Genomic DNA, 13,158 nt, shown 5'->3' on the forward strand with positions numbered 1-13,158 from the left:
AGGAGGGTGCTTAGGCGCTGACTGTGGCCAGACTGACGCTATGCAGCCAGAAGGCTGAGGCAATGCCGATAATGACCATCAGAATAGCCAGGCCAAGCGCAGTGAAGGGCGGACATTCCAGCACGAAGCTATAAAGCCGATAGGCCACCCACATGGCAAAACCATAGATGGCGAGCATCAGCATGATGGAAAGCTGCGGCGGAATGAGTTGTGTTGTCATCATCGCACCGGGCAGCATGGTGATCAGAACCATGATCACGCTTAGCCAGTTGTAACTCACGATCAGCGGAATGAACCGGTCCCGGTAGCCCAGAACCGAAATGATTGCATAAAGGATCAGCGGCGGCAGGCCCCAATCCAGAAACAGCTGCAACAGATAAAGCGTGCCCCCACCAGAGCGAAAGAGCAGCACCTCATCGAGATAGCCGAACAACAGCGCATAGAACAGGCTGAGCGGCTCGACGATCAGCATCGCAATGAAGGAAAGCCAGAAGCCCCGTCGGGTGGCATCAATGCCATAAAGGGCGTCGTCTTTGCCGCGCACAAAAGACCACAACAGTTCAAGATGATAGAAAATATAGGTCATTGAGTGCCTGTCAGGTGAGGAGCAATGCGTTGAACACTATGGATAGATCAACAAGCGGCAGATGTCCAAACGCGGCCATTCTGCATACCCAGAAAAAACTGCACTATGCATTAGCTGATATAAAACGAGGTCAGCATAGCTGACCCCGTCTTTTAATCAACTTAAGAGCGCAAACGCGATCAACGCTCGAAATACTGCATCATGAATTCATAATAGACCTCGGCGAGTTGCTCGATGTCGGCCACGGCGACATGTTCATCCACCATATGCATGGTCTGGCCAACAAGGCCGAACTCGATCACCGGGCAATAATTCTTGATGAAGCGGGCATCCGATGTGCCCCCGCCGGTCGAAAGCTCCGGAACTTTGCCCGTGACGGTCTCGACCGCCTTGGAGAAGCGATCAATCAGGCTATCCGAGCGCGTCAGAAAAGCCTCGCTACCATCCGCTTCCAGCGAAACGGAGAGCTTGAAGGCACCGCCCGAGAGGCAGTCTGTGGCGTGCTTGGTAACAAATTGGCCCAGCGTTTCAGCAGTCCAGAGGTCATTGAAGCGCACATTGAAGCGGGCGGATGCCTGCTCGGGAATGACATTCCAGGCCGGATTGCCCACGTCGAAGGAAATGAATTCCAGATTGCTCGGCTGGAAAAAGTCCGTGCCCTCGTCCAGCGTCTGGGCGCTGACATGCTCGACGATTTTAGCCAGAACCGGCACTGGATTGTTGGCCAGATGTGGATAGGCCACATGGCCCTGCTTGCCGGAAATGGTCACCGTGCCCGACTGGCTGCCGCGACGACCGACCTTGATCATGTCGCCCATGCTGTTCGGGTTGGTTGGCTCGCCAAGAACGGAATCAGTGAATTTTTCGCCCCGCTCGGCCGCCCACTGCATGAGCTTGACGGTGCCATTGACCGCCGGGCCTTCTTCATCACCGGTAAGTACGAAGGAAACGGTGCCCTTCGGCGCGCCATGGGTCTCGACATAACGCAGAGCCGCTGCAACAAAGGCAGCGACGCCGCCCTTCATGTCAGCTGCGCCGCGTCCATACAGCTTGCCATCCTTCACTGCGCCACAGAAAGGCGGCTGCTGCCACATGGATTCCTCGCCCACCGGCACCACATCCACATGACCGGCAAAGGCCAGATGCGGCCCTTCACCACCGGAGATCTTGGCGAACATGTTCTCAACGTCTGGATAGCCATCTTGAGAAAAGGTCGGACGATGCACCTCAAACCCGAACGGGGAGAGCAAATCATCAAGCAGGGTGAGAACGCCAGCCTCAGCGGGCGTTACGCTGGGGCATTGGATCAGGGCGCTGGCAAGGTCCGTGGCTGTTGGAGCTTTTGTCATGTTGCAGGAGCGCTTTCTTTCGGATAGAAAAGATATGGAGGGCGTCGTCCTACGGATCAGGTCGGCAGGACGCAAGGTCTGGCGCGAGCATAGAAGACCGCGCAGCGGCCTTCAACCAGCTTTCTGCGATAGTGCGATCATGTCTGATGATAAGCGGCTAGATCGCTGTAATTTGCGGCTCTCCTTCCTCTTCAATGACCGCCTTTTTGGGCGCGCGCAGGCCCAGATCATAGAAATAGATCAGCCAGAAGGGAATGAGCGGCGCCAGAAACATCAGGCGGGTAGAAAAGCCAACCGAGCAGGACAGCGGAAAATGCGGTGCCAGAGCGCTTAAGGTAAGCAGGATGGGAATGGCATAGGCAAAGAAGCTCTTGTGGCCACGCCCCATCTTGCGCAGGCGCTTGATCACGAGGCAGTACCACATGAATAAAAAGACAAGGGCCATGACGCCAAGTGCGCCATAATAGGCCATGCCAAGAAAGGTAGACGGGTCTTGCGAGCAGAGCTGGTTTTGCGGCACTCGAAACAGATAGGCCGCTCCGATTTCCATGGGAAACAGGAACAGATGGCCAAACCAGAAGTCTCTTTTTCCGATCTCGCCGCGACTATCAAACAACAGGCCTTCAAACGTCATCTCATTTTCCCCCAAATCCCCATTTGAAGGCGTTGCCATGGCTTCGCTCTTCAAACGGATGATAAGACAAGCCTAGCGCGGCTCATCGTTCGGGACAAATGATAAGACGCTTTCCACCGGCGCGTTAGACTATCGCTTAGTCTGTTCTCTGGCCGAAAACACCTCCTTGGCCACGTTGAGGCCATTGATTGCGGCTGGCAATCCGCCATAGACGGCCATTTGCCAGATGACTTCGACGATCTCCTTTTCGCTCGCCCCTACGGCAAGGGTATGCTCGATATTGATCTTGAGCTGCGGCGCAGTCTGCCCGCCCAATACCGTCAACGCGGCGACGGTGGCCAGTTGGCGGCTTTTGCTATCAAGTCCCGGGCGGGAATAATGCCGACCATAGGCCCATTCGACCAGGCTCTCACCAAAGTCTGGCAGCATGTCGCCGAACCATGCGTTCAGATTGTCTTCAAGGCCGGGGTGATGCGCATCGCAATAGGTGCGGGCCCGTTCAAGAGCGCTTGTCTGGCTGTTGGATTCGGGGGATTGTGTTTGTGTCTCTTGCATGATCTGCCTCCATGACATGGGCTTTTTCCATGTCCTTGTAGATTTCGATTTTGTTATCGAGAACGGGAAGCGTCGCTTGCAGAGCGTCTATCTGTTGCTGAACGGTCCTGCGCTGATCTTCCAGCATCTGGCGTCGTGCCGCAGCAGTCTGTGGTCCTTCGGCCCTCAGTTGGGCATAGCGAACCATGCCCGATATACCCATGCCGGTGGCCTTGAGATGCTTGAGGAAGGTCAGCCAATTGGCGATCTCCATACCATATTGTCGACGTCCACCGGCATCGCGAGAGGCGTCGGGCAACAGGCCGATCTTCTCGTAATAGCGGATGGTATGGACGGACAGGCCGGTCAGATGTGCCAGATTTCCGATCTTCAAGGGTCAGCTCCTGTTTCGATAATTCGGGAGGCTAGATGTTCGAGTGCACTCTAGGTCAAGCGGTAAAATAAAAAAAGTCCCGCCATCAGTGCAATGGCAGGACTTCGTATATTTGTTTTTGCTTACGGACAGTTAGTCGCGCAGCAGCTCGTTGATCGAGGTTTTCGAGCGGGTGCGCTCGTCCACGCGCTTCACGATCACGGCGCAGTAAAGGTTCGGGCCCGGCGTGCCATCTGGCAGCGGTTTGCCCGGCATGGTGCCCGAGACAACGACAGAATAAGGCGGTACTTCACCCATGTAGATTTCGCCGGTGGCGCGGTCAACGATCTTGGTGGATGCGCCAAGATAAACGCCCATGGACAACACAGAACCTTCACGCACGATGACGCCTTCGGCCACTTCGGCGCGGGCACCGATGAAGCAATTGTCTTCGATCACCACAGGGCCAGCCTGCAGTGGCTCCAGAACGCCGCCGATGCCGGCGCCGCCGGAAAGATGCACATTCTTGCCGATCTGTGCGCAGGAGCCGACTGTTGCCCATGTGTCGACCATGGTGCCTTCATCAACATAGGCGCCCAGATTGACGAAAGATGGCATCAGCACAACGCCTTTGCCGATGAAGGCGGAGCGACGCACGGTGCAATTCGGTACGGCGCGGAAGCCAGCATTTTCAAAGTCGATGCCGCCCCAGCCTTCAAACTTGGAAGGAACCTTGTCCCACCATGTTGCTTCGCCCGGGCCACCCTTGATCACTTCCATGGCATTGAGCCGGAAGGACAGGAGCACGGCTTTCTTCAACCACTGATTGACAACCCAGTTGCCGTCTTCTGCCTTTTCCGCAACACGCGCATGGCCATTGTCGAGTAGGGTCAGCGCCTTTTCGACTGCATCCCTGATGTCGCCGGTCGTGTTGCTATTGATGGATTCGCGAGCCTCGAAGCCTGCTTCGATCGTGCTTTGGAGCGCGCTCAGATCAACTTGGGTCATGTCACTTGCTTTCAGCTTGTCATGTTGATGGTGATGAAGCTTGCAAGACCAATCCTGCCTCCGGCTGCCAAAAGGCACAAGGCTGGACGATCCCGCTGTCGCGCAAACCATAAGCAATGCGTTTGCGAAGTCAATCCGAGAAGTGGCAAAGACCTTGATTTTGATCAAACGGCTTGGCTGGAGAATGGACGACGGTCGCCCAAGGTGGGCCCTTTGCCCAGGGGGAGAAACGACAAAGGGCCGGCACGATGCGTGCCGACCCTTCTTTATGTCTGATCCGGTCGGGTGTTGGTCTTATAGAGACAGCACAAACCGCCGGTAGGAAGTCGACTTCTCCTGCAACAAGCCATTCAGATGAGCGCACCCTGCCTCAACGGCCTGCTCCTCATCATCAAACCTGTTTTCGATGTCGCAGAGTTTCTTGTAAAGAGGGGCGATAACTTCACGCACTGCTGTACGATTGGGTGCACGGCGCGATGCCTCGTAGCCGACCACTTCGCCTTTGTCATTCCGAGACGGAGTGACACGGGCAAAGGTCCAATAATGGTCTCCGGTGGTCGTCAGATTCTGCATATAGGCAAACATGTCTCGTTTCTCTTCAAGTCCATCCCAGAGGATCTTGAAGATGGAGCGAGGCATTTCAGGGTGGCGAACACAATTGTGGGGCTGACCAACCAGGCTCTTGTTGGCATAGCCTGTGATATCCCGAAAGAACGCATTGCAATAGGTTATGTAACCGTCCTTGTCGGTTCTGCTGACGAGAATTTCACTTTCGCCGAACTGCTTTTCTATACCGGTAGGAGAAATTGTTATTGTCATTTCGGTCTCCTTGGTTGCGATTTGGCAGACCCCGCTGGGAGGGGCGCAGTCTGCCGGAATGAGCGCCTGTCGTTACTGAAAAACGCCGACCCGGTTGCATTCGACAGGCGCATCGGGGGTCTCAATTTGGGTCTTGTTTTTAGAAGTTCTCAAAAATATAGATTATTTTCACAAAAGGAAATAAAAATCTTCGCGGACCCGTATTGATCAAACGGCACCATGCTTAACTGTCGCAATTTTAATCTGATAGTTGGTTTTTATTCCAGAAAAACACAGAATAATCTGACAAATTGATAATAATATTTCGTGATGCGAGAGGGGCGCACAAATTAATTGCAAGATATAGTAGCCTGATCAATTTGTGAGCAAGTAATAAGAAATTTTATGCAGAAAGGCGATTGGTATAGGCTTTTCTCTAAAAGCCATGGTTGCTTGCGCGATCTGGGTTAGTGCGTATCTTTATATATTAGGGCGATTTTAAGGCTCAGTGTGGCATAAACTGGGTTAACGATGATAGAAATGGTGCAATTATGCCAATCGTCACGAGTCTGTTCTCGAATGCCTTGATCGTTTTTAAATGGGATTTAACGGGAAAGACAGGCGTAGAATGAGCCTACAGACCGGGTTGGATTTTTGGGGGACGAAATGAATTATAAAGGGCGATTGCTGTTTACCGCAGGGTTTGTTTTGTCCGCAGGCGGAGCCGCACTGGCGACGGAAAAGCCGCTTGATCCGATGGCCGCGACGGACAGTCCTTCTCAGGCCGTTCAGACTGCTTTGGAAGCCGATCAGGAGGCACCCCTGCAGATCATTGTTTCGCGCAAAGACCAGCGCTTGCGGGTCTATCGTGGACAAGAGGTCGTCGCTACGTCTCGCGTGTCGACCGGCAAGGCGGGGCACTCGACGCCAACTGGTATCTTCTCCATTCTTGAAAAGAGAAGACAGCATTTTTCCAATATCTATGATAGCGCCCCCATGCCCTATATGCAGCGCCTGACCTGGTCCGGCATCGCTTTGCATGAGTCCGGCTCGGTGCCAAATTATCCCGCATCCCATGGCTGTGTCCGGTTGCCGCGCGGCTTCGCAGGCAAACTCTTCTCCATGACCGAACGCGGCGCGCATGTTGTCATCGCCAATCGGGAGGCCGAGCCCGAGTTGATCCATAACGCACGGCTGTTCCAGCCCGAAGATGTTCAACTGGCCAACAAGCTGACGGAATTGAGCCTTGGCCCGTCACAGCCGGTCAAGGGACACGGCAAAATCGCGCTTCTGGATGACCGCCCTTCAGAAGATCCGCTTGCCGCGAAAATTTCCATGCGTCTCAATCTGCTTGATCAGGTGAAACGCGATAACTCCCCCATTCGGGTGTTCATCACCCGCCAGCCGCGCGGCAATCTGGTGCGCGAAGTGCAAATCATGCTCAATGAACTGGGCTTTGATGCCGGTGAGCCGGATGGATTGGCTGGCAAGGCCACCTATGGGGCAGTGCGCGCCTTCATTAAATCCAGACAGGGCAGCATCGAAGACCAAGTCCAGCCGCTCAAGGCCGTGATCGACAAGACCCTACTAACCGCGCTTTATCATGCCGCAGGCAAGGGAGAGGTACCGACAGGCCACATCTATGTGCGGTCCCGTTTCAAGCCTCTGTTTGATGCGCCGATCATGATCAAGAATCCCGAGGCGCCTCTCGGGGCGCATCTGTTGACCGCGACCCACTCGCACACGCAAAGTGGCAAGCTGGATTGGCTGTCCGTCAATCTGACAGATCGCTATGACGATAGCATGCAGACCCGCCTTGGTGTTACGCAGGATATGGACAACGAGGCTCTGGTAGCCTCCAGCGCTATTCTTGACCGGATCGAAATTCCCGATGAAGTGCGCGCCCAAATTGATCTTCTGGTGAACAGCGGCTCTTCAATTACGATTTCTGACAGGGGCTTCAGCCGTGAGACAACCCCTGTAGGCACAGACTTCATTGTTCTGACCAAGCCGGATCTTCCTTCCTCCAGACCGATCCAGAAGACGGTGGAGCGAAAAAAGCCCGCTAAGCCCAAGCAGGTCGCCAGAAACAAAACCGAACCCGTGCAGGAAGCGCCCAAGAAGAAGGGGCTGTTCTCCATGCTCATCAATCGCGGTGCGCGTTTGACCGAGGTTAAAACCCGCTGATATGGGCCAGCTGCTTTCAGCGTTGCACGCTGATGATAATGCTGATTGCAAACTGAAGAAAAGCAAAAGGCCCTGTTTCTGTCGGAAACAGGGCCTTCTTTTTGAACACAAGAGGTCGCAGGGCTTTCTGGCGCCGTTCTATTCAACTGAGAACTGGTCGTCGAAGCTATAGCCAGAGCCGCGCACCGTGCGGATGGGATCTTTCGCCCGGCCGCGGTTGATGGTTTTGCGCAGTCGCCCCACATGCACGTCTACGGTCCGTTCATCGACATAGACATCATGCCCCCAGACGCCATCCAGCAATTGTTCGCGGGAATAGACCCGCCCCGGATTCTGCATCAGGAATTCCAGCAGACGATATTCTGTCGGTCCCAGAGTCACCTCGCGGTTGGCGCGCTTGACGCGATGGGTTTCGCGATTGAGCTCCAGATCCCCGGCCTTGAGAATGGTTGCGACTAGATCAGGGCTTGCCCGGCGCAGAATAGCCCGTACACGCGCCATCAATTCGGGAACAGAAAACGGTTTGACGACATAGTCATCAGCGCCGGTTGAAAGACCCCGAATACGCTCGGATTCCTCACCTCGCGCCGTCAGCATGATGACAGGCAGCTTGACTGTTTTGGGCTTGGCGCGCAGGCGTCTGCATAGTTCAATTCCGGATAGGCCCGGCAGCATCCAGTCCAGCAGAAGCAGGTCGGGCAGGGTTTCCTGCAACCGGCTTTCTGCTTCATCTCCACGTGCGATCACTTCAACCTGATAGCCTTCGGCTTCCAGATTGTAACGAAGAAGAAGGCTGAGGGCTTCTTCATCTTCAACGATCATGACTTTGGGGCTCATAACCACTTTTCCGCATTCTGCGATCCGGACGATCGACAGGATCGGATGTCGCTCGGATCTGACATTTGAAGAGGGCAGGCCGGCGGCAATCGGGCCGAACTGTTCCAGTGTGCGTGCCATCATGGCAAAGGATGGATCGGGCCAGAGCCCGATCCGTTACATTAAAAGGTGCCGTCTTCCAGAACCTTGCCGGTGTCCACATAGTAGACGCTTTCGGCAATGTTGGTGGCGTGGTCGCCCACGCGTTCCAGATGCTTGGCGGCAAACAGGAGATTGGCGCAGAAGGTAATATTGCGCGGATCTTCCATCATGTAGGTCAGGAATTCCCGGAACAGGGACTTGTAAATCGCGTCCACTTCGTCATCCCGTTTGACAACGGCGATGGCGGCGTTGGAATCCGATGTGGTGTAGGCATCCAGCACCATGCGCATCTGCTCCAGAACGATCTCGGCCATATGCTCGATGCCATGCAGCAGCTGTTTGGGAGGCGTCTTGCCGTCCATGGCGCTGATGGAGCGGGCGATATTCTTGCCAAGATCTGCAACGCGCTCCAGATCGGTCGCAATGCGCAAAGCAGCAATGATCTGACGCAGATCCTGTGCCATCGGCTGGCGGCGCGCGATGATCAGAACGGCGGTTTCTTCGATCTGCTGTTCCATCTTGTTGATGGCGCGGTCTTTGGCGGCGGTTGCCTGTGCCGCCTTCACGTCCTGACGGACCAGAGCGTTGATGGCATCCTCGACCATGCTTTCTGCCTGGCCACCCATCTCCGCAATGCGACCGGTCAGGTTGCGCAGGTCGTCATCATATGAGCTGACTGTATGTTCGGTCATCTCGAATCTCTCCTTAAATTCGCACATTTCTCAACAAGATAAAGCTTTTTGCCTGTTAGAGAAGGCGAACAAATTGCTTAGCCGAAGCGGCCGGTGATGTAGTCTTGGGTGCGCTTGTCTTTGGGGTTGGTGAAGATGTGGTCGGTTGGACCTTCCTCTACCAGATTGCCCATATGGAAGAAGGCGGTGCGCTGGGACACACGTGCTGCCTGCTGCATGGAGTGTGTCACGATGACGATCGTGTAATTCTCGCGCAGCTCATCGATCAGTTCCTCAACCTTCGCCGTGGCAATCGGATCAAGAGCCGAGCAGGGCTCGTCCATCAAAATGACTTCCGGGCTGACAGCGATGGCGCGGGCGATGCAAAGGCGCTGCTGCTGCCCACCGGAAAGACCTGTGCCCGGTTCATCAAGACGATCCTTGATCTCTTCGAACAGACCGGCCTTCTGCAAGGAGGTGACAACCACTTCATCCATTTCTGCCTTGGTGCGGCAGAGGCCATGGATGCGTGGGCCATAGGCCACATTCTCGAAAATGCTTTTCGGGAACGGGTTTGCCTTCTGGAACACCATGCCAACACGGGCGCGCAGCTCCACGACGTCCACGTCGGCATTATAGATGTCGGTGCTATCGAGCATGATCTTGCCGCCGACGCGGCAGATATCGATGGTATCATTCATCCGGTTAAGGCATCTCAGGAACGTGGATTTGCCACAGCCGGACGGCCCGATGAGCGACGTTACCTGATTTTCCTCGATCTTCAGATCGACATCAAACAGCGCTTGTTTGGCGCCATAATGAACGGTCACCTTCTCACCCGACATCTTGATCGGGTTGGAGCGGATATCGCTATCCTGCTTGAGGTTTGGGTTGGTATCCTGCATGGTCAAATGCTTTCTTTATCCTGTGAGCGGGGCGCCGTCTCTTTGGGGCTGCCCGGCCATTCAAACCGGTGGTTCAGTGCGTCGCTGGGGTTTACCAGCGGCGCTCAAAGCGGCGACGCAGAAGCACCGCGGAAATATTCATCAGCGCAAGAAACGCCAGAAGGATCAGGATCGCAGCGGATGTCCGCTCCGTGAAGGCGCGTTGTGCTTCCCCCGACCACATATAGATCTGCACGGGCAGGGCCGTTGCCGGATCAAGCGGCGTTGTCGGGAAGTCCTTGATGAAGGCCACCATGCCGATCATCAGCAGAGGTGCGGTTTCACCAAGTGCCTGCGCCAGACCGATAATCGTACCTGTCAGGATACCCGGTGTTGCCAGGGGCAGGACATGGTGGAAAATCGCCTGTGTCTTGGAAGCGCCCACACCAAGTGCCGCTTCACGAATGGAAGGTGGAACAGCCTTGAGAGCCGAACGGGTCGCAATGATGATGGTCGGCAGCGTCATGAGGGTTAGAACCAGACCGCCAACAAGCGAAGCGGACCGCGGCAGTCCGGCAAAGTTGATGAATACAGCCAGCCCCAACAGACCGAACACAATGGAAGGCACTGCGGCGAGGTTGTTGATATTCACCTCGATAAGGTCGGTCCAGCGATTTTTCGGTGCAAATTCTTCCAAATAAATGGAAGCGGCAACACCGATTGGCAGAGCCAGCACCAGCACGATGAGCATCATGAAAATAGAGCCCATGACGGCCACGGCAATACCGGCCGATTCCGGTCGGGAGGAGGGACCATTCACGAACAGGTTGGTGTTGAATTGCTTCTCCATCGCCCCGTCTTCAACCAGCTGATCGATATAGGCGATCTGTGCATCTTTGACCAGACGCTGTGTTTCAGGAATGTCGCGCGGGATCTGGCCTTTGACAAAGCTGTCGATGTCGCCATCTGCCAGTGCCCAATAATCTATCCGCGTGCCGATCAGATCGGGATTTTCAACAACCAGATCGCGCAGATCGACCGACGCCCCCTTGGAAAGCAGGCTCTTTGCCACACGCTGCTGTTTGCGTGTTGCTTTGTCATTGGGGTCCAGACCTACGGCCTTGGAAACAGCCCGCTCCAGAACCTTGTTGTAGCGGATCGGCATCTGGATGGTGCTGATGTCGCGGTTGCCGGACGGGTCAATCAGCTCGGCATTAAGGTAAAGATCGAGATGAATTTTAGTCTGCTGAAAGGCGGAATAGCCTTTCGTGACAATAGACAGGAACAGCATCACGAGGAACAGCACGCCCAGAATGATGGCTGTGATGCCCAGAGCCTGAAAGCGACGTTCTTTACTGTAGCGCTTTTTCAGTCCCAGATCGCGCTGCGTGCTCGTGGCGATGGTTTCGCCCTGTGTGTTGGTTGCATCAGTCATCAGTCATACTGCTCCCGATATTTCCGCACGATGTGCAGAGCAAAGATGTTGAGCCCCAGGGTGATGACAAACAGGGTGATACCCAGCGCAAAGGCCACAAGGGTTTGCGGAGAGTTGAACTCAAGGTCACCAGTCAACTGGCTGACAATTTTCACGGTCACTGTTGTCACCGCTTCAAACGGGTTGGCTGTCAGGTTGGCCGCGATGCCTGCGGCCATGACGACGATCATCGTTTCACCAATGGCGCGGGACGCTGCGAGCAGAACGGAGCCGACGATCCCCGGCAGGGCGGCGGGCAGAATGACTTTCTTGATCGTTTCCGACTTGGTCGCTCCCAACCCCAGAGAGCCATCACGCAGGGACTGCGGCACCGCCGTGATAATGTCATCGGACAGCGAAGAGATGAACGGGATCAACATGATGCCCATGACGAAGCCTGCCGTCAGCACCGAGGTAGCGGAAATATTCAGTCCGATAGCCGCACCGGCGTCATGAAGGAACGGACCGACGGTGACCAGCGCAAAGAAACCATAAACAATGGTCGGGATGCCGGCGAGAATTTCCAGAAGCGGCTTGGCAATGGCGCGGACCGAATTGTTGGCATATTCGGCCATATAGATGGCTGCGAACATGCCGATTGGAACCGCTACGAGCAAGGCGACAAAGGAAATATACAGAGTACCCCAGAGCAACGGAATAAGACCGAAGGAACCTTCGCCCCCGCCCTCGCGACCGGCGGACGTAAAGCGAGGATCCCACTCGGTGCCAAAGAAGAAGTTGAACGGATGCACCTGACTGAAGAAGTGGATCGCTTCAAACAACATCGAAAGCACAATGCCCACGGTCGTCAGGATGGCGATCGAGGAAGCCAGCACCAGCGCGACCTTGATGTTGCTTTCAACAAGGTTGCGTGCACGCAATCGCGGTTTGACGCGCAGATAGGAAAGGACAAACCCGAGAATGACCAGTAGGACAACCCCGGCGATCAGAACCATATTACCGGTCGCGTTGACCTCATTGAGCCGGTTTGCTGCATCCACCACAGCGCCGGGCACATCTTCAGCTAGCGCGACGCCAACCGATTTGAGAGTCGGGCGTACGGCGACAAGGCCATTGTGAAGCTTGGCAGCGGTGTCCTCGTCCAGAAGGCTGACACCAATTGCGACACTTTCAACAACGCTGCGCATCAGGGCGCGGCGGGTGTCGAGCGTTTCATACTGCTCTTTGTCTTCGCAAATGGCGGGGGTTTCCGCATCCGCGTCCCCTTCAATCCGCGCCAGCGAAAGATCGCAGGATTGGGTGTAGCCAGTGCGCAACTCGGTGTCGATCACTGAGCTGTTATAGAATGGCTGCGCAACAAGAATGGCCACCATGTAGAAAATTGCCGGAAGCGCGGTCCATATCAGTACATAGGAACCGTAATATCCGGGACGCGAATGAAGTGTAGCTATATTTCCGTTGACGCAGGAGACGGCGCGATTACGCCCCAGAACTGCACCGACCAGCGCGAAAACGATGATAGCTACCAAAAGCCATAACGGGCTCATAGCGATCTGCCCCTTGAGCGATTTCAATTATCGCATTGTAAATTTACTACGAGATTTCTCTGGTTGCCTGCATCCGACTTCATCTAGAAAAATCGGTAAGACGGAGAAAACCGCTCCAGACGTCTGCCCCATAATCGTGCGCCATTCCGTAGACGGAAAACGGGACTTCACTTT

13 protein-coding genes are annotated in these 13,158 nt (G+C 55.1%); 1 reads left to right on the plus strand and 12 read right to left on the minus strand.

Annotated elements, in window-relative coordinates; translation table 11 throughout:
- Window positions 1-10: 10 nt before the first annotated feature.
- The 7 genes from BM258_RS05800 to BM258_RS05830 all read right to left on the minus strand — a co-directional run bounded on the left by BM258_RS05800 (window position 11) and on the right by BM258_RS05830 (window position 5,303).
- On the minus strand, window positions 11-586 hold the full coding sequence (locus BM258_RS05800) for a hypothetical protein (protein WP_090069900.1): 576 nt from the start codon (window positions 584-586) through the stop codon (window positions 11-13).
- Between the two features lie 179 nt (window positions 587-765).
- Entirely contained in the window at window positions 766-1,935 is a 1,170-nt protein-coding gene (dapE, locus tag BM258_RS05805; RefSeq protein ID WP_090069903.1) for a succinyl-diaminopimelate desuccinylase, read from the minus strand.
- A gap of 157 nt (window positions 1,936-2,092) precedes the next feature.
- On the minus strand, window positions 2,093-2,608 hold the full coding sequence (locus BM258_RS05810; RefSeq protein WP_090069907.1) for a DUF805 domain-containing protein: 516 nt from the start codon (window positions 2,606-2,608) through the stop codon (window positions 2,093-2,095).
- A gap of 90 nt (window positions 2,609-2,698) precedes the next feature.
- Window positions 2,699-3,124, minus strand: a complete 426-nt coding sequence (locus BM258_RS05815) for a carboxymuconolactone decarboxylase family protein (RefSeq protein WP_175527941.1) — start codon at window positions 3,122-3,124, stop codon at window positions 2,699-2,701.
- A complete protein-coding gene (locus BM258_RS05820; RefSeq protein ID WP_090069912.1) occupies window positions 3,069-3,497 on the minus strand; it encodes a MerR family transcriptional regulator in 429 nt (142 codons plus the stop codon). Before BM258_RS05820 ends, BM258_RS05815 begins: the two co-directional genes overlap by 56 nt.
- Window positions 3,498-3,629: 132 nt before the next feature.
- The gene (gene dapD / locus BM258_RS05825; protein WP_090070424.1) at window positions 3,630-4,484 is read right to left on the minus strand and encodes a 2,3,4,5-tetrahydropyridine-2,6-dicarboxylate N-succinyltransferase; all 855 of its coding nucleotides are present in this window, start codon (window positions 4,482-4,484) and stop codon (window positions 3,630-3,632) included.
- A gap of 294 nt (window positions 4,485-4,778) precedes the next feature.
- Complete coding sequence (locus BM258_RS05830) at window positions 4,779-5,303, minus strand: PAS domain-containing protein (RefSeq protein ID WP_090069915.1); 525 nt, start codon at window positions 5,301-5,303, stop codon at window positions 4,779-4,781.
- A 645-nt stretch (window positions 5,304-5,948) separates the two neighbouring features.
- Between BM258_RS05830 and BM258_RS05835 the strand changes: the two genes are divergently transcribed.
- Window positions 5,949-7,469, plus strand: a complete 1,521-nt coding sequence (locus BM258_RS05835) for a L,D-transpeptidase family protein (RefSeq protein WP_090069918.1) — start codon at window positions 5,949-5,951, stop codon at window positions 7,467-7,469.
- Window positions 7,470-7,607: 138 nt separating this feature from the next.
- Here BM258_RS05835 and phoB read toward each other — a convergent pair whose 3' ends face one another.
- The 5 genes from phoB to pstC all read right to left on the minus strand — a co-directional run bounded on the left by phoB (window position 7,608) and on the right by pstC (window position 12,984).
- The gene (phoB, locus tag BM258_RS05840; RefSeq protein WP_090070426.1) at window positions 7,608-8,306 is read right to left on the minus strand and encodes a phosphate regulon transcriptional regulator PhoB; all 699 of its coding nucleotides are present in this window, start codon (window positions 8,304-8,306) and stop codon (window positions 7,608-7,610) included.
- Window positions 8,307-8,467: 161 nt separating this feature from the next.
- Window positions 8,468-9,139 carry a phosphate signaling complex protein PhoU gene (gene phoU / locus BM258_RS05845; protein ID WP_090070428.1) on the minus strand — a complete coding sequence of 224 codons (672 nt, stop codon included), beginning with the start codon at window positions 9,137-9,139 and terminating at the stop codon, window positions 8,468-8,470.
- A 77-nt stretch (window positions 9,140-9,216) separates the two neighbouring features.
- Window positions 9,217-10,023, minus strand: coding sequence for a phosphate ABC transporter ATP-binding protein PstB (gene pstB, locus BM258_RS05850; protein ID WP_090069921.1), 807 nt, complete (start codon window positions 10,021-10,023; stop codon window positions 9,217-9,219).
- 91 nt (window positions 10,024-10,114) lie between these two features.
- Window positions 10,115-11,437 carry a phosphate ABC transporter permease PstA gene (gene pstA, locus BM258_RS05855; protein WP_090069923.1) on the minus strand — a complete coding sequence of 441 codons (1,323 nt, stop codon included), beginning with the start codon at window positions 11,435-11,437 and terminating at the stop codon, window positions 10,115-10,117.
- Window positions 11,437-12,984 (minus strand): phosphate ABC transporter permease subunit PstC, encoded by a 1,548-nt coding sequence (pstC, locus tag BM258_RS05860; RefSeq protein WP_090069926.1) that lies wholly within the window; start codon window positions 12,982-12,984, stop codon window positions 11,437-11,439. Before pstC ends, pstA begins: the two co-directional genes overlap by 1 nt.
- Between the last annotated feature and the right edge of the window lie 174 nt (window positions 12,985-13,158).

The sequence above is a fragment of the Cohaesibacter marisflavi genome (assembly GCF_900115225.1).
Classification (GTDB): domain Bacteria; phylum Pseudomonadota; class Alphaproteobacteria; order Rhizobiales; family Cohaesibacteraceae; genus Cohaesibacter; species Cohaesibacter marisflavi.

Coding starts and splice junctions, on each gene's coding strand:
- BM258_RS05800 (WP_090069900.1), bottom strand. CDS start 586: ATGACCTATATTTTCTATCATCTTGAACTGTTGTGGTCTTTTGTGCGC.
- dapE (WP_090069903.1), bottom strand. CDS start 1,935: ATGACAAAAGCTCCAACAGCCACGGACCTTGCCAGCGCCCTGATCCAA.
- BM258_RS05810 (WP_090069907.1), bottom strand. CDS start 2,608: ATGGCAACGCCTTCAAATGGGGATTTGGGGGAAAATGAGATGACGTTT.
- BM258_RS05815 (WP_175527941.1), bottom strand. CDS start 3,124: ATGCAAGAGACACAAACACAATCCCCCGAATCCAACAGCCAGACAAGC.
- dapD (WP_090070424.1), bottom strand. CDS start 4,484: ATGACCCAAGTTGATCTGAGCGCGCTCCAAAGCACGATCGAAGCAGGC.
- BM258_RS05830 (WP_090069915.1), bottom strand. CDS start 5,303: ATGACAATAACAATTTCTCCTACCGGTATAGAAAAGCAGTTCGGCGAA.
- BM258_RS05835 (WP_090069918.1), top strand. CDS start 5,949: ATGAATTATAAAGGGCGATTGCTGTTTACCGCAGGGTTTGTTTTGTCC.
- phoB (WP_090070426.1), bottom strand. CDS start 8,306: ATGAGCCCCAAAGTCATGATCGTTGAAGATGAAGAAGCCCTCAGCCTT.
- phoU (WP_090070428.1), bottom strand. CDS start 9,139: ATGACCGAACATACAGTCAGCTCATATGATGACGACCTGCGCAACCTG.
- pstB (WP_090069921.1), bottom strand. CDS start 10,023: ATGCAGGATACCAACCCAAACCTCAAGCAGGATAGCGATATCCGCTCC.
- pstA (WP_090069923.1), bottom strand. CDS start 11,437: ATGACTGATGCAACCAACACACAGGGCGAAACCATCGCCACGAGCACG.
- pstC (WP_090069926.1), bottom strand. CDS start 12,984: ATGAGCCCGTTATGGCTTTTGGTAGCTATCATCGTTTTCGCGCTGGTC.